Origin of the sequence: Catenulispora sp. GP43 (assembly GCF_041260665.1) — a bacterium.
Lineage (GTDB): Bacteria > Actinomycetota > Actinomycetes > Streptomycetales > Catenulisporaceae > Catenulispora.
Map to the genome: position 1 here is coordinate 225,685 of NZ_JBGCCT010000007.1, position 17,451 is coordinate 243,135.

The 17,451-nt window shown below is 71.1% G+C and carries 17 protein-coding genes; 8 read left to right on the top strand and 9 right to left on the bottom strand.

The genetic code is table 11. The features are described from left to right. The first annotated feature begins 95 nt into the window (after positions 1–95). A complete protein-coding gene (locus ABH926_RS16795; protein ID WP_370366526.1) occupies positions 96–728 on the top strand; it encodes a TetR/AcrR family transcriptional regulator C-terminal domain-containing protein in 633 nt (210 codons plus the stop codon). A gap of 7 nt (positions 729–735) precedes the next feature. On the opposite strand, the gene ABH926_RS16800 is transcribed toward ABH926_RS16795, so the two are convergent. Further along, positions 736–1,710 (bottom strand): helix-turn-helix domain-containing protein, encoded by a 975-nt coding sequence (locus ABH926_RS16800; protein WP_370366527.1) that lies wholly within the window; start codon positions 1,708–1,710, stop codon positions 736–738. A gap of 58 nt (positions 1,711–1,768) precedes the next feature. On the opposite strand from ABH926_RS16800, the gene ABH926_RS16805 reads away from it, so the two are divergent. Then, on the top strand, positions 1,769–3,037 hold the full coding sequence (locus tag ABH926_RS16805) for an MFS transporter (RefSeq protein WP_370366528.1): 1,269 nt from the start codon (positions 1,769–1,771) through the stop codon (positions 3,035–3,037). Here ABH926_RS16805 and ABH926_RS16810 read toward each other — a convergent pair. After that, positions 3,007–3,783: an aminotransferase class IV gene (locus ABH926_RS16810; protein WP_370366529.1), complete on the bottom strand. Its 777-nt coding sequence runs from the start codon at positions 3,781–3,783 to the stop codon at positions 3,007–3,009. The genes ABH926_RS16805 and ABH926_RS16810 overlap by 31 nt on opposite strands. A 65-nt stretch (positions 3,784–3,848) precedes the next feature. Continuing rightward, on the bottom strand, positions 3,849–4,265 hold the full coding sequence (locus ABH926_RS16815) for a hypothetical protein (RefSeq protein ID WP_370366530.1): 417 nt from the start codon (positions 4,263–4,265) through the stop codon (positions 3,849–3,851). 110 nt (positions 4,266–4,375) lie between these two features. On the opposite strand from ABH926_RS16815, the gene ABH926_RS16820 reads away from it, so the two are divergent. Beyond that, positions 4,376–4,930: a TetR/AcrR family transcriptional regulator gene (locus ABH926_RS16820; protein ID WP_370366531.1), complete on the top strand. Its 555-nt coding sequence runs from the start codon at positions 4,376–4,378 to the stop codon at positions 4,928–4,930. A 497-nt stretch (positions 4,931–5,427) separates the two neighbouring features. On the opposite strand, the gene gap is transcribed toward ABH926_RS16820, so the two are convergent. The 3 genes from gap to ABH926_RS16835 form a co-directional block, all read right to left on the bottom strand. Continuing rightward, positions 5,428–6,423 carry a type I glyceraldehyde-3-phosphate dehydrogenase gene (gap, locus tag ABH926_RS16825; protein ID WP_370366533.1) on the bottom strand — a complete coding sequence of 332 codons (996 nt, stop codon included), beginning with the start codon at positions 6,421–6,423 and terminating at the stop codon, positions 5,428–5,430. Between the two features lie 101 nt (positions 6,424–6,524). Further along, a complete protein-coding gene (locus ABH926_RS16830) occupies positions 6,525–7,517 on the bottom strand; it encodes a GlxA family transcriptional regulator (protein ID WP_370366534.1) in 993 nt (330 codons plus the stop codon). 59 nt (positions 7,518–7,576) lie between these two features. Then, positions 7,577–8,170: a TetR/AcrR family transcriptional regulator gene (locus ABH926_RS16835; RefSeq protein WP_370366535.1), complete on the bottom strand. Its 594-nt coding sequence runs from the start codon at positions 8,168–8,170 to the stop codon at positions 7,577–7,579. Positions 8,171–8,397: 227 nt separating this feature from the next. Between ABH926_RS16835 and ABH926_RS16840 the strand changes: the two genes are divergently transcribed. The 4 genes from ABH926_RS16840 (at position 8,398) to ABH926_RS16855 (ending at position 11,999) form a co-directional block, all read left to right on the top strand. Beyond that, positions 8,398–8,919 carry a SigE family RNA polymerase sigma factor gene (locus ABH926_RS16840; RefSeq protein ID WP_370366536.1) on the top strand — a complete coding sequence of 174 codons (522 nt, stop codon included), beginning with the start codon at positions 8,398–8,400 and terminating at the stop codon, positions 8,917–8,919. 13 nt (positions 8,920–8,932) lie between these two features. Further along, positions 8,933–10,210: an endolytic transglycosylase MltG gene (mltG, locus tag ABH926_RS16845; protein WP_370366537.1), complete on the top strand. Its 1,278-nt coding sequence runs from the start codon at positions 8,933–8,935 to the stop codon at positions 10,208–10,210. Between the two features lie 146 nt (positions 10,211–10,356). Further along, positions 10,357–11,421 carry a cobalamin-independent methionine synthase II family protein gene (locus tag ABH926_RS16850; protein ID WP_370366538.1) on the top strand — a complete coding sequence of 355 codons (1,065 nt, stop codon included), beginning with the start codon at positions 10,357–10,359 and terminating at the stop codon, positions 11,419–11,421. Between the two features lie 2 nt (positions 11,422–11,423). After that, positions 11,424–11,999, top strand: a complete 576-nt coding sequence (locus ABH926_RS16855) for a carboxymuconolactone decarboxylase family protein (protein ID WP_370366539.1) — start codon at positions 11,424–11,426, stop codon at positions 11,997–11,999. A gap of 245 nt (positions 12,000–12,244) precedes the next feature. Here ABH926_RS16855 and ABH926_RS16860 read toward each other — a convergent pair whose 3' ends face one another. Then, positions 12,245–12,613 (bottom strand): BlaI/MecI/CopY family transcriptional regulator, encoded by a 369-nt coding sequence (locus tag ABH926_RS16860; protein WP_370366540.1) that lies wholly within the window; start codon positions 12,611–12,613, stop codon positions 12,245–12,247. Positions 12,614–12,697: 84 nt separating this feature from the next. Here ABH926_RS16860 and ABH926_RS16865 point away from each other — a divergent pair, with 84 nt between their 5' ends. Then, entirely contained in the window at positions 12,698–14,068 is a 1,371-nt protein-coding gene (locus tag ABH926_RS16865; RefSeq protein WP_370366541.1) for a recombinase family protein, read from the top strand. Between the two features lie 102 nt (positions 14,069–14,170). Here ABH926_RS16865 and ABH926_RS16870 read toward each other — a convergent pair whose 3' ends face one another. Further along, positions 14,171–16,537 (bottom strand): putative Ig domain-containing protein, encoded by a 2,367-nt coding sequence (locus ABH926_RS16870; protein WP_370366542.1) that lies wholly within the window; start codon positions 16,535–16,537, stop codon positions 14,171–14,173. A gap of 540 nt (positions 16,538–17,077) precedes the next feature. Next, the gene (gene crcB, locus ABH926_RS16875) at positions 17,078–17,449 is read right to left on the bottom strand and encodes a fluoride efflux transporter CrcB (RefSeq protein ID WP_370366543.1); all 372 of its coding nucleotides are present in this window, start codon (positions 17,447–17,449) and stop codon (positions 17,078–17,080) included. Positions 17,450–17,451 lie beyond the last annotated feature (2 nt).

Consider the following 17,451-nt stretch of genomic DNA (forward strand, 5'->3'; position numbering starts at 1 on the left):
CCTTAACAGCGTTAAATTTAACAGTGTTAAGCGTGCCCTGAACGCTGTTAAGCTGTCAACACCGCAGGTCGCGGCGACAAGGGAACGGAGCCCGGGTGAAGCTGGAACGCGAAGCGATCATCGAGGCCGCGATCGCGCTGCTGGACGAGGTCGGCCTCGACGGGCTGTCCATGCGCCGGCTGGCCAAGGACCTCGACGTCCAGGCCCCGGCGCTCTACTGGCACTTCAAGAACAAGCAGGAACTGCTGGACCACATGCTCGTCGCGATGGGCACCGAGGAACTTCGCGTCCCGCGCGCCGGCCAGGCCTGGGACGACTGGCTCGTCGAACGCACGCGGATCCTGTACCAGGGCCTCAACAAGCACCGCGACGGCGCGCGCCTGGCCGCCCGGACCCGCCCCACCGAAGACCTCTACCCGAGGCTGGAAGCCATGCTGGACGTCCTGGCCGGCGCCGGCTTCACCCCGCAGGAGGCACTGCGCGGCCTGCTGGCCATCAGCAGCTACGTCACCGGATCAGCCCTGGAACGAGAAGGCGCGCGAGGCCGGGTCGCCGACGCCGAACTCGCCGAGCTCGCACCGGGCGGGATGCCGGACCTGTCGCAGTACCCGAATCTGACCGCGGCGGCCGAGGCAGCCCCGGATCCCGACGCCATCTTCGAATACGGCCTGCGGGCCATCGTCGCCGGCCTGCGTGCCGAGCTGGAACAGCGTCAGCGCCAGCGATAGCCGCAGTTCAGCCGGCGAGCCGATCCCCGTCGTCAGTACGCCGATAGACCACGCGCCGCCCGACCCGCGTCCCCTCGATCAGCCCCGCATCGCGCAGTACCGCGATGTGCCCGCCGGCCGTCCCCAGCGACACGTCGAGCAGCGTCGCGAGCTCGGTCGTGGTCGCCGGACGGGCCAGCTCCAGCAGGATGCGCGCCCGCACCGCGCCGACCAGCCGCTCCAGCGCCCGGACCCGATCCGGCGACGGCCCGCCGCCTGCCTCCGCGGCCCCGCGCGCCGGATAGACCAGCGCGTAGGTGTCAGGCGGCACCTCGCACAGCCAGGTGCCGCGCGTGAGTGTCACGGGCACGAACAGCATCCCCTCGGACCCGACGATCCGGTCCGCCTGCGGCCGGTTGCTGAACCGGATCGCGTCCTCGCCGACCCACGAGCTGCGCCGGCTCATCGAGCCCAAAGCGTTGGACCATCCGTAGACCGCCACCAGTCCGGCCCGGTAGGTCACCTCGCGCTCCAGCAGGGCCCTGCGACGCGGCCAGTCCGGCAGGACGTGGTCGTGCCAGATCGCTCCCATCAGCTCCGCACCGCGGTCGGCCCAGTTCGCCCCGTCCAGCCAATCCAGGCCGGTGGGCGTCTCGGAATGCCGGTCGCTCTCCTGGAGCTGTGTGCGGACCTCGGCGTCGGAGAAGCGCCGCGCGGGGGCGAGTTCCTGCGCCATCGTCGTCCGCAGACCGCCGATCGGCGGCAGGGCGACGATGTCGGGCAGCCACCCGGTGGTGGTCAGCAGCCGTACCAGCCCGGCCGTGAACCGGTCCGCGGCCACCCGCGCCCGGAACGGCCCCGCGTGCCGCTCATGCCAGGACGCGAGCCACGGGTCGCGGCACGGATTCGCCAACACCCGCATCGCCCCCAGCGTCTCGGCCATCGGCGAGAGCGCGAAACGCGACCGGGACAAGGCGCGGGGCGACAAGCGCAGGAGAGTCATCTTTCGCCTCCATCCGAAGGGTTAGCATCCCACAGCCCGGGCCCGGACACTGCCGCCCATGCCCGAGACCCGTGCCAAACTGCTCCTGCTCCGCCGCGACTTCCGCTGGTTCTTCACCGGCCAGACCGTCTCCCTGCTCGGCACCTCGATGGCGCCGGTGGCACTGGCCTTCGCCGTGCTCAACGCCTCCCACGACAAGACCACCGACCTCGGCGTGGTCCTCACCGCGCGCATGATCCCGATGCTGGTGTTCCTGCTCGTCGGCGGCGCGACGGCCGACCGCTTCGCCCGGCGCACCGTGCTGGTCTGGGCGAACCTGGGCTCGGGCCTGACTCAGGGCGCGGTCGCGGTGTTGTTGCTGACCGGACACTTCTCGCTTGTGCTGGTAGCGCTGCTCGAACTGCTCAACGGCATCCTGTCCGCCTTCACCACCCCGGCGCTGCGCGGGTTCCTGCCCGAACTCGTCGAGCCGCACCAGATCCAGCAGGCCAACGCGCTGCTCGGTTCGACGCGCAACGCCACGCGGATCTTCGGGCCGAGCCTGTCCGGCGTGCTGGTCGTCGCCGTCGGCGCCGGCCCGGCCATCGCCTTCGACGCGGCGACGTACCTGTTCGCGGCGGTCTGCCTGCGGATGCTGTCCTCGACCAGCCATCCGAAGAGGACCGAGCGGACCGGGATCGTCGCCGACATCCGCGAGGGCTGGGGCCAGTTCGTCGGGCTCCGCTGGGTCTGGACGGTGTCGGCGACGTTCTGCCTGATGAACCTGGTGCAGACCGGGACGTGGCAGATCCTGGGCCCGGAGCTGACCAGGAAGACGAGCGGCGTGGCCGCGTGGGGCTTCGTCCTCAGTGCCCGCGGCGCCGGGCTCCTGGTCATGAGCACGCTGCTCACCCGCCTGACGATCCGGCGCTTCCTGGCCGCCGGGCAGGTCGCGAGCGCGCTGGTCGCGGTGCCGCTGCTGGTCCTGGGCGCGGGTCTGCACGCGCCGTTCCTGGTCGCCGCCGCCTTCGTCGCCGGACTGGGCTCGGCGGTCGCGAGCGTCAGCTGGGACACCTCGCTCCAGGAACACGTGCCGGCGCACGCGTTGTCCCGCGTGTGCTCGTTCGACGACCTGCTCTCCTACGGGGCGATCCCGATCGGGCAGCTGAGCGTGGGGCCGCTGGCGGCGGCGTTCGGCGGCTTCCGGGTCGCTGAGATCGCGGGCGTCATCTATGTCGGCGCGGCCTTCTTCCCGCTGGCGTTCAAGTCGGTGCGGAGCCTGCCGCACGCGGTGAGTCCCGCGGTGGAGGAAACGCCTCAGATGGTGTCCCAGGGTGCTGATTCGTAGAGGTCGTAGAGGGCTGCCATGAGCTCGTCGTCGACCGGCAGCTGCGTGTCGTCGATCGCCGAGACCGGCGCGATGCCTTGCGAGTTCGCGACGAACGCGGCGCGGTGGGCCGGCACGTCGTCGAGCGTGACCGGACCGGTTTTCGAGGCCAGGCCGGCGCCGGGGCCGTGGTGCTGTACCAGTTGCTTCGTGATGCCCTCCAGCGCCGGGGCGTCCGGCCAGGTGATCGCGGAGCCGTCGAAGAAGCCGATGTTGGCGATGGAGGTCTCGCTGATGGTGCCGTCGGCGGCGGTCAGCAGCGCGTCGTCGAAGCCCGCGGCCCGGGCGGCGCGGCCGTGGTAGCTCTGGCCGAAGCTGCCGCCGACCTGCTTGATGTGGGCCAGTGGCCGCTGGTGGCGCACGCTGCGCAGCCGCTGTGGGGCGCGGGGCATGTCGACCGGCGGCCGCAGCAGCACCACGATCGCCGGGTCCGCGGCCGGGTCCAGGTGGAGGACCTGGATGCGGACGGCGCTGTCGGCGTACTCATCGGTGAGCGCGCCGCGCAGATGGCCCCGTACGGCGTCGGTGTCCAGACCGGTCCCGAACACCTCCGCCGTCGCGGCCCTGAGCCGCGCCAGATGCAGGTCGAGGCCGCGGACCCTGCGGCCCCGAACCTGCATCGCCGTGAAATGGCCGTACTGGTTGAGCAGCGCGGTCGCCAGGAGGTCCGGGTCCGGGGTCCGGCCGTCGATCTCGATGCGGGGCATCTGCTCAGAGTAGCCAGCGTGGCGCGGACGTTCCGCGATGTTCCGCGACCCGGTCGCCGGGTCCCCTACGCGGCGGCGATCGCGGCGATCAGCGCCTCGTTGGTGTAGGCCTTGCCGCCCAGGCCCCAGGCGCCGTCCGGGGCGTTCAGGATGTTGACCCAGATGTCCTCGCGCCGGTGGTCCGGGTTGGCCAGGTCGGCGACGATATCGGTGGCGGCGGCGATGAACGCGGCGCGCGCCGGCTGGTCGGCCAGGCCGATGTCCGGCAGCTTCAGCTCGACCATGACGACCGGCCGGCTGACCCCGCCGGCGTAGACGTTCTCCGGGTCCAGGATGTGCACGGTGCCGCCGACGACGGCGCTGAAGAAGCTGTTGCCGGCCAGGCCGGAGACCTCGATCAGGGCCTCGGTCAGGCGCGGCAGGATCTCGCGCTCGCCGGCCGGCGTCAGGACGCCGCGCGGTGCGGTCACGGTGATGGGCATGGTTGTTCCCCTCTCGAACTAGCTAGTACGTGCGTACTAGCTCCTGATCGCCAGTCTCGACTAGGATGTACGTACTAGTCAAGCGCGTACGAGGAACAGGAAGGCGGACCATGGCCCCGGACACCCGCGACCGCATGATCGACGCGACCGTCGACGCCCTGAGCCGGCACGGCGTGGCCGGCATGTCGTTCACCGAGATCCTGCAGGCCAGCGGGGCCGCGCGCGGGGCGATCTACCACCACTTCCCGCAGGGCAAGGGCCAGCTCGTCGCCGAGGCGACGGCCCGTTTCGGCGAGCGCGTCCGCGGCACGCTCGGCGGCCTGGACGGCGCCGACCCGGGGACAGTCCTCGACGCCTTCGTGGCGGCGGTCCGGCCCGTGGTGCAGGCGTCCATCGGCGGCTACAGCTGCGCGGTCGCGGCGGCCAGCGTCGGCTCCACCGATGACGAGGAACTGGGCCGCACCGCCGGGGGAGCCTTCACCGCGTGGCTGCGGGAACTGTCGGCCAGGCTCGCCGAGGCGGGCCTGGCCGAGAAGAAGGCGGCGGACACCGCGGCCCTGCTGATCAGCATGCTGGAAGGCGCGCAGGTGGTCTGCCGCGCCGTCGGCGACATTGAGCCCTTCGACGCCGCGGCGCGGGCGGCGCGGGCTCTGGTGGCGTCCTGAGGCTGCGCGAGACCGGTGTGCCTGCGCGAGACCGGTGTGCCTGCGCGAGACCGGTGTGCTTGCGTGCGGCCGGTGTTAGGTCGTTGTTATGCGGCCCTGCGATGCTGGGGTCAACCCATCCGGGTGTGTCACCCCCGATTCGACCGTCCGGCATGGTCCCCCGGGCCGTGCGGTGGCCTCCCCGTCGCCGCACGGTCTACTTATCGCACGCGTTTCGCGACGCCGGACTGCGAGGCGCGCTCGATGGTCGCGAGCAGCCGTTGGTGCGCGGCGGCGGTCGAGCTGACCGCCGGGCCCGGCACGCCGTACGGCTGCCTCAGTGTGAACAGCGCACAGGCCTGCGGCCCCGACGGCGAACCGGCCCGCCAGAAGGCACTCGCCGGGCGGATGGCCGGTGAGGCGGCGCTGTGCAGGCGGCGAGCGGCCAGAGCCGCGACCGGCTGGAGCGGGTGGCGGCTCTGGCTTTGCGCGGGTTGTTGGATCTGCTCGGCCGAAGCTCAGCGCGCGAGCAGCTCCAGGGTGTCGACCACCCGGTTGGAGAACCCGAACTCGTTGTCGTACCAGGCGACCACCTTCACGTGCCGGCCCTCGACCCGGGTCAGCGCCGAGTCGAAGATCGACGACGCGGGGTTGCCGACGATGTCGGAGGAGACCAGCGGGTCCTCGGAGTACTCCAGGATGCCGGCGAGCCGGCCCTGGGCCGCCTCGCGGTAGGCGGCCAGCACGTCCTCGCGGGTCACGTCGCGGGCGACCGCGGTGTTCAGCTCGACGATCGAGCCGACCGGGACCGGCACCCGGATCGAGTCGCCGGACAGCTTGCCGTCCAGGCGCGGCAGCACCAGGCCGATGGCCTTGGCCGCGCCGGTGGTCGTCGGCACGATGTTGACCGCGGCGGCGCGGGCACGGCGCGGGTCGCGGTGCGGGCCGTCCTGCAGGTTCTGCTCCTGCGTGTAGGCGTGCACCGTGGTCATGAAGCCGTGCTCGATGCCGGCCAGGTCGTCCAGGACGGCGGCCAGCGGGGCCAGGGCGTTGGTCGTGCAGGAGGCGTTGGAGACGATCGTGTGTGCGGTCGGGTCGTAGGCCTCGGTGTTGACGCCGTAGGCCAGCGTCACGTCGGCACCGTCGGACGGCGCGCTCACCAGGACCTTCTTCGCGCCGGCGGCCAGGTGGGCGCTCGCGGCCTTGGCCGCGGTGAACCGGCCGGTGGCCTCCAGCACGATGTCCACGCCGAGGTCGGCCCACGGCAGCTGAGCCGGTTCCCGTTCGGCCAGCACGGTGATCCGCCTGTTGTCGACGACCAGCACGTTGCCGTCGACGCTCACCGGGCGGCCGAGCCGTCCGGCGGTGGTGTCGAAGGCCAGGAGCCGGGCCAGGGCGGTGGGGTCGGTGAGGTCGTTGACCGCGACCACTTCCAGGTCGCTGCCCCGCTCCAGCAGGGCGCGGAGCACGTTGCGTCCGATGCGGCCGAAGCCGTTGACGGCGATGCGAGTCATGCGTGATGTCCTTTCGGTTTCTCAGTCATCACGAGTCTCGCCAACGCCGCGGCGCCGTGGCAGTGGCGCGGGCGCCATTGTTCGCAAGGATCGCGCCAGGACTATTCGCCCCGGGTGAAGGTGCGCCGGTATTCGCTCGGGGACGTGCCGAGGATGCGCTGGAAGTGCGAGCGCAGATTCGTTCCGGTGCCGAGGCCCACATCGTCCGCGATCTGCTCGATGCTGCGCTGGGACCGTTCCAGCAGCTCGCGCGCCAGATCGACGCGCGCCCGGGTGACCCACTGCATCGGGGTGTAGCCGGTGTCCTCGATGAAGCGCCGCGAGAACGTGCGCGGGGACACCGCCGCGTGCTCGGCGAGGGTCTCCAGGCTCAGGGGATCGCCGAGCCGGTGCAGAGCCCATTCGCGGGTGGCGGCGAAGCGCTCGCCCAGCGGCTCGGGCACGCTGCGCGGCACGTACTGCGCCTGGCCGCCGCTGCGGTAGGGCGCCGCGACCAGCCGCCGGGCCGCATGGTTGGCCGCGGCCACCCCGAGGTCGCCGCGCAGGATGTGCAGGCACAGGTCGATGCCCGAGGCCGCGCCGGCCGATGTCAGGACACTGCCTTCGTCGACGAACAGGACGTTCTCGTCGACGCGGATGTCCGGGTGCCGCCGGGCCAGGATGCGCGTGTAGTGCCAGTGCGTCGTGGCGCGCCGGCCGTCCAGCAGGCCGGTGGCCGCCAGCGCGAAGGCCCCGGTGGAGATCGCGGCCAGCCGCGCGCCCCGGCGGTGGGCGGCCAGCAGCGCCTCGACGACGGCCGGCGGCGGCTCGTCCCGGTCGGGATTGCGGTAGCCGGGGATGAAGGCGATGTCGGCCCACGCCAGCGCCTCCAGGCCGTGCGCCACGTGGTAGGCCAGGCCGTCGCCGCCGGCCACCAGCCCCGGCGCCGCGCCGCACACCCGGACCTCGTACGGCATGCTGGCGCGGGTGGTGAACACCTGCGCCGGGATGCCGACGTCCAGCGGCTTGGCGCCCTCCAGGACCAGGACCGCGATGCGGCGCAGGCGCGCCGGCGCAGCGGCCCGGTCCGCGTCGGACACCTCGCGATCGACCATGAAAGCCAGGTTAGCGCCGTTCGCCCGGCTCCCCGGTGTATGGCGCGGGACCTGAAACGCTAGCGCCCGGCGACCGGCCGCAGACCGTCCCGGATCACGGCGAACATCTGGTCCCGCCGCTCCGGCGGCCAGCCCGCGTCCTGCGCGGACCGGGCCACGCTGCACACGATCATCGCCACGTCCGAGTAGTCGGCGTCGGCCCGCACCTCCCCGGCCGCGACGGCGCGCTCGGTCAGCGACCGCCCGGCCTCCTTCAGCTCCATCAGCCGGGCGTGCAGCCTGGTCGTCTCGTCGCTCTTGAGCGCGTACATCAAGGACCTGAATATTCCGGGGGAGGCGGCGTTGTGCACCATGAACGTGTGCAGCCACGTCATGAGCGCCTCGCCCGGCGGCTCGGCCGTGGCCAACTCCCGCGCCACCGCTGTCAGCTTCTCGTACTCCTCGGAGAACACCGCGTCGGCCAACAGATCCCGGGTCGGGAAGTGCCGGTACAGCGTCCCGATCCCCACCCCGGCCCGCCGGGCGATGTCCTCCAGCGAGAAATCGGCCCCGTGCTCGGCGAACGCCGCTCGCGCCGCGGTCAGCAGCCGCTCGTAGTTCCGTCGCGCGTCGGCGCGCATCGGCCGCGGTTCCGCCGCCTTGGAGGTGGTCATGGGGTCTCCTCAGGAGTCTGATGTGCCGGACCGGGGGAGGCCGAAGTCCTTGCCGCTTGCCGGGCACCATTCTGGCGTACCCGCCGGGGCGCCTCCACCTCGCTTGTGCGCTGTGGAAGAACCCGGCCGCGGCTCTCAACTTCCGCGCCGGCCGGAGGCTCTACCCAGTGAACGTGCCGGGACGGCCGGTGCGTGGGGCGAGGAGAAGGAGAGCGGGGTGCCGCCGAATGGCGCTCACCGAGCGTGAGGAGCAGGAGTTCTGGGATTTCGTGGCGAGCCGCCGGCAGCATCTGGTGCGTACCGCGTATCTGCTCGCCGGGGATCACGGCCATGCCGAGGACTTCGTCCAGGACGCGCTGATCCGCGCCCATCGCAACTGGCGCCGCATCGAGCGGTCCGACCAGCCCGAAGTGTACGTGCGCAGGATCATCGTCAATCTCGCGAATTCCTGGTGGCGGCGCGCGGTCCGGCACCGGACGCACGTCGCCTGGGAGCCGCCGGACCGGCCGGACGAGCACGACGGCCACGCCGCGGTGGATCGCGAGGACGAACTGTGGCGCGCCCTGGCCACGCTGCCCGCGGGCATGCGAGCCGTGGTCGTCCTGCGCTACTACGAGGATCTTTCGGAAGCCGAGACCGCGGCGCTGCTGGGCAAGTCGCTCGGCACGGTGAAGAGCCAGGCCTCGCGCGGACTGGTGCGGATGCGCGAGGCGCTGTCCGAGTCCCGGGCCGACGTCCCGACACGATAGACAGGAGTAACCCATGATCGACGAGGAACCCGGAGGCCTCGGCGGGTTCGAGGAAGAGGTCTCCAGCATGCTTCACAACCGCGCGGCGCGGTACCCGGACCACACCGATCCGGTCGGGATCACCAAGCGGCATCTGAAAGCGGCCAGGCAGCGGCGGTGGACGGTGCTCGGGGCGAGCACCGCGCTGGCGGTGACCGGGGGCGCGGTGTTCGGGCTGTATCCCGGGAACTCGCCCTCCCAGGGCGTCGGCGTCGGCGTCAGCGCCGTCAAAACCCCCGGCGCCGGCCACACCACGGGCACAGGCGACACCTCGGCCATCGACTACACCGCTGGGAACGACTGCCCGAGCAACGAGAAGGTGCCGGTCGACGTCCCGCACGGCGCGACCAGCCAGCAGATCGCGGACGCGTTGGTCAACGCCGGCGTGGTCAAGAGCGCGCAGGCGTATCTCGACGCGGTGAAGCAGGATCAGAACTGGACCGACATCCCGCCTGGCACTTATGTGATCTGTCCGCGGATGTCGGGCTCGAACGCGGTGGCGCAACTGTCGAGGACGTCGAACCTTTCGAACGCCTCGCAGATCGTCGTGACCCCGAACGAGTACGCGAAGGACGTCATCGCCAGCCTGATCGACAAGCGCAAGTGGAGGCAGGCCGACTTCGACACGGCCGTCGCGGACAACACGATCGGGCTGCCGGCGTGGTCTGTCGACTCGACCACCCACAAGTTCACGGTCGAGGGGATGCTGGAGCCGGGCACGTACACGATCGCCGCCTCCGACACCCCGCAGAGCATCCTGCGGCAGATGGTCGCCAACCGGATGGACTTCCTGAAGAGCATCAATTTCGTGATGCAGGCCGGGTTCTTGGACTGCGGCACCGCCAAGTGCACGCCGGAGCAGGTCCTGACCGTCGCCTCGATCGCCCAGGGCGAGCTCCCGAACCCCATCCTGCCCGACGGCGCGCACGTGGCCGAGGGCGTGTACTCGCGCCTGAAGGCCGACGACTACTTGGGAATCGACTCCACGGCGCTGTACTACATCGGCCATCTCCCGGCCGGCCAGCTCCCGACCGCGAAGCAGGTGCAGGACCCGAACAACCCGTACTCGACCTACGCGCCGCACCACGGCCTGCCTCCGACGCCGGTGGCCGTCACCTCGGACGCCATGATCGAGGCGGCTCTGGCGCCGTCGCACGATGGCGTCTACTACTGGTGCTCAACTCACAACGGTACCGAGTTCTTCACGAAGAGCCAGCAGGCGGAGCACGACAAGGACTGCTCTACGCGGTAGAAATCAGTTATCTGATTCGCCGAGCCCGGACTCCCCTCGCGTCCGTCCGGGCTCGGCGGTCGCATACCCTGGAGTTGAGCTCTAGGTAGCTGATTCATCACTTTGGGTTATTGACGGCGTGGTACGGCGTCCCTACGTTTTCGCTTATGCCCATTCCCACTGAGCCGATCGGCAGTATTCCGCGCTCCGCCGAACTCCTGGCCGCCATGTCAGCCCACGAAGACGGAAGGCTGGACGCGCAGGGCCTGGCCGAGGCCGTCGACCAGGCGGTCGCCGTCACCATCAAGACCCTGGAGGCCGCCGGATCGCCGGTGGTCACCGACGGCGAGCAGGGGAAGCCGAGCTTCGCCACCTATCCGATCGCCGGGTTCGACCATCTGAGCCCGGATGGTGTCGTCATCCCCTTCGCCGACGGCCACCAGCGGCAGCTGCCGCACCTGACCTCCGGACCGTTCCGCTACCAGCAGCACGCCGCCGGCTACCTGAAGCAGGCGCTGAAGCACGCCGGCGTCCCGGTCAAGCAGGCCGTGATCGCCCCCTCGGCGCTGAGCCTGCTCTACCCGGCCCAGGGGATCGACGGCTATCCGCGCGAGCAGTTTCTCGCCGACCTCGTTGACCAGGCCGAGGCCGACATCCGCGGCTGTTTGGACGCCGGCGCGCACAGCGTGCAGCTCGACTTCACCGAGGGCCGGCTCTCGCTCAAGCTCGACCCCAGCGGGGGAGTGCTGGAGGACTTCATCGCGCTCAACAACCGCGTGCTCGACCGGTTCAGCGACGCCGAGCGGGCCAAGATCGGCGTCCACACCTGCCCCGGCGGCGACCAGGACTCCACGCACAGCCTCGACGTCGACTACGCCGGGCTCCTGCCCCAGCTGTTCCGTCTCAACGCCGGCTCGTTCTACATCCAGCTGGCCAGCGAGGCCGATCCCGACCGGGTGCTGGCCACGGTCGCCGAGCACCTGCCGGAGCAGGCCCGCGTGTTCGTGGGCGTCACCGACCCGATCGACCCCCGGGTGGAGACGCCGGAGGAGGTCAGGGACCGGATTCTCACCGCCGCACGGCACATCCCGGCCGACCGCCTGGGCACCTGCGACGACTGCGGCTTCTCGCCGTTCGCCGACGACACCTCCACGTCCCGGCAGACCGCCTTCGCGAAGGTCCGCGCCCGCGTCGACGGCACCGCGCTGGCCGCCGAGCAGTTGGGGGTGTAGCGGTGCCGCACATAGACCTGGGCAACGACGAGCCGGGCATCCGGTCGCTGTTCTACTATCGGCCGGAGACCGCCGCGCCGTTGAGCGAACTGGCCGAGATCCTGTTGCGCGGCCCCAACTCCCTGGAGCGCTGGGAACGCGAACTGATCGCCACGCACGTCTCCACGCTTAACGAATGCAAGTTCTGCTCCTCCAGCCACGCCGCCTTCACCGCGGCCCAACTCCCCGAGGGCCTGGACCTGCCGACCATCCGCGCCGACCTCGACGCGGCCCCGATCAGCGACAAACTCAAAGCCCTGCTGGACATCGCGGCCGCGGTCCAGCGGAGCGGGCGCGAGGTCACCTCCGACCTGGTGGAGCGCGCTCGCGCCGCCGGGGCCGGCGACGAGGAGATTCACGACACTGTGCTGATCGCCGCCGCGTTCTGTATGTACAACCGCTACGTCGACGGTTTGGCGACGGTCGCCCCGGACGATCCGGAAGGGTACGCCGCCGGGGCCACAGTGATCGCGGCCCAGGGATACCTGCCCACGATCGACGCCGCCCGGGCCCACCGGGAGAAGGCAGCGACGCGCTGAACGACGGACGCGGGGGGGGGGGGGGGGGGGGGGGGGGGGGGGGGGCGGCGCCCCCCCCGGCCGGGGGGGGGGCCCCCCCCCCCCCGCCCGCCGCGCCCCCGCCCGGCCGGGCGCGGGCGCGGGCCCCGCGAGGGGGGGGGGGGGGGGGGGGGGCCCCCCCCCCCCCCCCCCCCCCGGGGGGGGGGGCCCCCCCCCACCCCCCCCCCCCCCCCGCCGCGTGGTGCCGTCTGAAGAATGGTCGCCTGTTACTCAGGAAGCTGACGGACCTCCAGCGCCGTGCGCAGCGCATGCGACTCCTCGGTGGAGAGCTGCTCCAGGAAGTGGACGAACGAGACCGTCTGGTTGTCACTGGTGGCCAGGGCGTCGCACATCAGGCGCGCCGTGTAGAACTCGCGCGAGCCGACCGCCTCGTAGGCGTACGCCCGGCCGGTGCGCTGGCGGCGGAGCCAGCCTTTGCGGCGCAGCTTCTCCATGACGGTCAGCACCGTGGTGTAGGCGAGTTCCCGGTCCGTGTTCAGGTCGGAGAGGACCTCGCGGACCAGCACCGGTCGCTTGTACCGCCATACGCGGTCCATCACTTGAGCTTCCAATTCACCGAACTGCCGCAGAGCCACGACTGGCAGCGTAAACGAGTCGCGCAGGATTGTCGTGGGTCTTGTGACTTCATTATCTACTAGGTGCGGTAGTAGCTTGGCTGCATGGCTTTGCTGGACGAGGCTGGTGCCGTAGGAGCGTTCTACTGTTGTGTTCCGAGGCGGGGCGACGATGATCAGACTCCCGTCGACGTGCAGGAACGGCAGGGACGCAAGTACGCGGCGTCGATCGGGATCACGGTGCCGGCGCACCTGGTGTTCGCCGACCAGCGCCGCGCGGTGTGGAATCCGGGCGGTGCCCGGCCGGGGTGGGCGAGGCTGCTTACGGCTCTGCGTAGTGGTCGCGTGGCGGCTTTGGTGGTGATCAAACCGGCGATGCTGGTGCGCCACCGGGCGGCCGACGCGGTCGAGTTGCTGATCGCCGCGCAGGAGCACGGCGTGGATCTGTACTCGATGGGCGACGCGCTGGATCTGGCCGATCCCGGCGGCCGCGAGGCGGCGCTGACCCAGGCGCGCCAGCACGCGGGGAAGGCCGCCTCGCTGTCGAAGACGGTGCAGAAGTTGCGGCGTCAGAACGCTGACGACGGCCGGCCCCACGGCGGCGGCCGCCGGGCGTACGGCTACGGACCCGGCATGGACCCGCTGATCGAGGACGAGGCCCGTACGATCCGCGAGATCTACGCGCGCTACCTGGCCGGCGACAGCCTGCGCGCCATCGCCGGCGACCTGAACGCCCGCGCCATCCCGACCGTGACCGGCGCCAGTTGGACCACCGGCGGCGTCACCCGGATCCTGGTCGCCCCGCGCTACGCGGGCCTGCGCGTGTTCCAGGGCGGCGTCGAGTCGATCGACGGCCTGCGCCAGGCGGTCTGGGAGCCCTGCGTCGGCATCGAGGACTGGCAGCGGGCCCAGGCCGAGCGCGCGGCCCGCACCGCGGCCACCGACAACAGGCCGCGCGCGGACTACCTGCTGACCGGCCTCGTGGTGTGCGAGCGCTGCCGCGACCACATGGTGGGCTCGATCGTGGGCGACTACCGGATGTACGCGTGCCCCTCGAAGAACAAGCCGCAGCCCAACCGCTGCAACCGCTACATAGCCGCCAAGTCGCTGGAGCGGTACGTCCAGCAGGCGGCGATCGACCTGTTGCAGAACACCGGCGCGACCCCGGCGCCCTCGGACCTCCCGGTGACGGTCCGGCGCGGGCCGGTCGGGGCGCCTGGTCGCCCGGACCAGTTCCGCACCGGGCACGGCCGGGTCGAGACGCAGAGCGCGAATGTACTGGACGGCGTGGTCACCGGGCCGGAGGCGGGCGAGGCGTGGTCGCGGCTGCCGGAGGCGCGGCGGCGGGCGGTGCTGCGGTTCCTGTTCGCTTCGGTGGAGATCGGGGAGAAGACGACGAGCCGGAGCGTGTTCGATACGAGTCGGATCAACATTCTGCCGGGGGTTTCCTTGGACGAGCGGGTGGTGGGTGGCTGAAGGGTCGGGACCCCAACCGCCTCCGCACATGCCACGGGTGGCGGACCGAGGGAAGGTCCGCCACCCGCAGCTCAGTCAGTCAGGTGCTGACTCAGCCACCCGCTAGTTGACGTTCAGTGCCGTGTCATCCACGACGAACGACGTCTGCAGCGAGACATCCTCGCTGCCGGTGAACTTCAGGGTGACGGTCTGGCCGATGTAGCTGGCCAGGCTGAAGGAGTGCTGGGTGTAGCCGGTGTTGTGGTTGAGGTTGGAGTAGGTGGCCAGGGTGCCCAGGACGGTGCCGGAGGAGTTCAGGACCTGCACCGACAGCTTGTCGTAGGCGGTGCTGGTCGTGGTTTCGGCGGTGTCGATGTGCAGCCAGAAGGCGAAGTTCGCCGTCTTGCAGGTGGACGAGATGCTCACCTTCTGCGCGAGGGTGTCGGTGTGGGTGGTGCCGTAGCCGTCGAGCCAGGCGTCGTAGCTGCCGGAGTGGGCCGGCTCGGAGGTGGTGTCGTTGTTGATGACGCCGGCGGTCGCGGTCCACGGGGAGGCGCTACCGGTCTCGAAGCCGGGGTTGCCCAGCAGTTGGGTCGCGGTGCATCCGCCGCCGCCGGACGGGTTGACGGTCCAGGAGAAGGTGGTCGAGCCCGAGGCGGTGCCCGAGGACGCCGTCACCGTGACGCTGGAGGTGCCGGTGCCGGTCGGGGTGCCGGTGATGGCGCCGGAGCTGCTGATCGACAGGCCGGCCGGCAGGCCGGTGGCCGAGTAGGTCAGCGACTTGCCGGCGGAGTCCGAGCCGGAGATCTGCAGGGTGCTGATCGCGGTGCCCTGGGTCGAGGTCTGGGTGCCGGGGTTGTTGACGGTGACCGTCTCGGTCCCGCCCTGCGGGTTCACCGTCCAGGTGAAGGAGGTCGACCCCGAGGCGGTGCCCGAGGAGGCGGTGACGGTCACGGAGGAGGAGCCGGTGCCGGTCGGGGTGCCGGTGATGGCGCCGGAGCTGCTGATCGACAGGCCGGCCGGCAGGCCGGTGGCCGAGTACGTCAGCGACTTGCCCGCGGAGTCCGTCGCCGAGATCTGCAGGGTGCTGATCGCGGTGTTCTGCGTCGAGGTCTGGGTGCCCGGGTTGGTCACCGAGACGGTCTCGGTCCCGCCGCCGCCGGTCTGCAGGCCGGTGATGCCGTTCGGGGTGCCGATGCCGGTGGGGCCGTCGTAGCCGGTGCCGGCGGTGCACAGGTAGCTGGGGGTGCAGCTGCCGTCGTTGCCGGAGGTGACGTCGTAGAAGTTGCTGGTGTGCTGGTAGACGTCCTGCGCCGGGGTGGCGCCGGCGTTGCCGGCCAGGGCGTACATCGCGGCGACCATCGGGGAGGACGCCGACGTGCCGCCGACCTCGTTCCAGCCGGTGTTGCCGTTGGAGGTGTCGTAGACGGCGACGCCGGTGGCCGGGTCGGCGTCGGCGGCGACGTCGTTGTCGATGCGCTTGGAGCAGCCCGACGGGAGGTTCAGCGCGGTCTGCCAGGACGGCTCCGCCTCGTAGGCCGAGCAGCCCGAGCCGGTGCCCTCCGAGCCGGTGGAGGTGTTCCAGACGGACTCCGTCCAGCCGCGGCTGTTGGAGGCCGTCGCCAGGTTCGTGCCGCCGACCGACACCACGTTGGGCGAGGTCGCCGGGTAGCTGACGCCGTAGTCCGAGTCACCGGCGGACACGGTGGTCACGATGCCGGAGGCGTGGGTGAAGTACTGCGAGTCCATCGAGCTCTCGGTCGAGGACTCCGAGCCGCCCCAGGAGTTGGAGATATAGCCGGCCAGGCTCGCTGCCGTGTTCTGCGCGACGTACAGGCCGTCGCTGGAGTCGTCGTTCGCCTCGACCAGCACGATCTTGCACAGCGGGCAGATCGCGGAGGCCATGTCCAGGTCCAGCGACTCCTCCAGGGTCCAGTCGTCGCCGGCCGGCGGGGCCGAGGGCAGCGGGGAGGCCGCGCCGCTCTGGTTCACCTTGGAGAAGGTGCCCGCGGGCAGGCCGGCCGCCGAGCGGTAGGCCGCCAGGTCGGACGCGGCGTTGGCGTCGTCGTAGGCGTCGACCAGGGCGATGGTGCGCCCGGCGCCGTTCGAGGCCGAGGCCGAGGTCAGGTTGTAGGCCGACTGCAGCTGCGAGGGCCCGTAGCCGACCCCGGACGGGATGGCGTTCGGGGTGACGGCCGAGGGCTGCACCGCGTTCCGCTTCAGGGCGAAGCAGGACTGGTGCCCGACCACTATCACAGCGGGACAGGCGTGCGCCGAGCTCTGGTTCGCGGCCGTGAGGGCCGGCTGCGAGGCGTGCGCCGAACCCGCGGCCTCGGCGGCGATCATCGCGGTGGTCGCCGACGCGACCGAGGACGAGGACTGCGCGGCGGAGGCGGTGGCCCCCGACGCGGAGCCGATCGCGAGCGCGCTGCCCATGGCGACGGCTGTCGCCAGGCCCGCGAACGCGCGCAGACGTGAGCTGATTCTCACTGGGGTGGTTCCCCTCTCGAAGCGTGGGGAGGTGGCAAAGAACCTGTGCGGCCACCTGCGGTAGGGGTGTGGCAGCCCGGGGGGATCTGCAGATGGCGTCGTACGGGTACGCCCGATCCGGCCGTGCCGTGGTGCTAGGCCGTGCTCTGGTGACGGATACTACGGTGCGTAGTGCTGACCGAACGGTCGGTCCCTGAGGCCTCGAGTAGGCAAGTTAGCGCTGCGCACTTGGGAGGTCAACGGCGATTGGGACATACCCTCAAAAGTCTTTATCAGGCCTTCACGTTGGCCCGCGTCCGTGCGGCGCGTCCGTATATCAGACCTCTTACAAAGGACTCGATACCGCGGACCCCGCATGTTTTACGGTCCGTAGTACTGGTGCGCTCTGGACCTCCCGCACACCGGCCAGCCGACAGGGCCGCCAGCCGCCTGCGGACGCTCGATTCGTTCTCGACACCATCGGCGGACGGCATCTCGGCACGGGCGTGGTCGAGCTCTGAGTGTCATCGAGTGCTGAGTGTCATCGAGCTCTGATGCGGCTCACAGCAGCAGGGCGAGGCCGAGTCCGAGTGCCGCCGTCCCCATCCCGGCGACCAGGCTGACCGCGACGTTGCTGCCGGCCTCGGCGATCGAGCCGTCCTCGACCAGGCGTATGGTCTCGTAGGAGAACGTCGAGAAAGTGGTGTAGGCGCCGCAGAATCCGGTGCCGAGCACCAGCACGGCGGTCTTCGGCAGGCCGTGGTGCGCCGCGAGGCCGGTCAGCAGGCCGAGCAGGAAGGCGCCGGTGAGGTTGATGGCCATGGTGCCCAGCGGCAGCGCGGAGCCGCGGCGGGCGGCGATCGCCCGGTCCAGCAGGTAGCGGGCCGGGGCGCCGAGCGCGGAGGCGGCCGAGACGGCGAGCAGCGTGATCACGA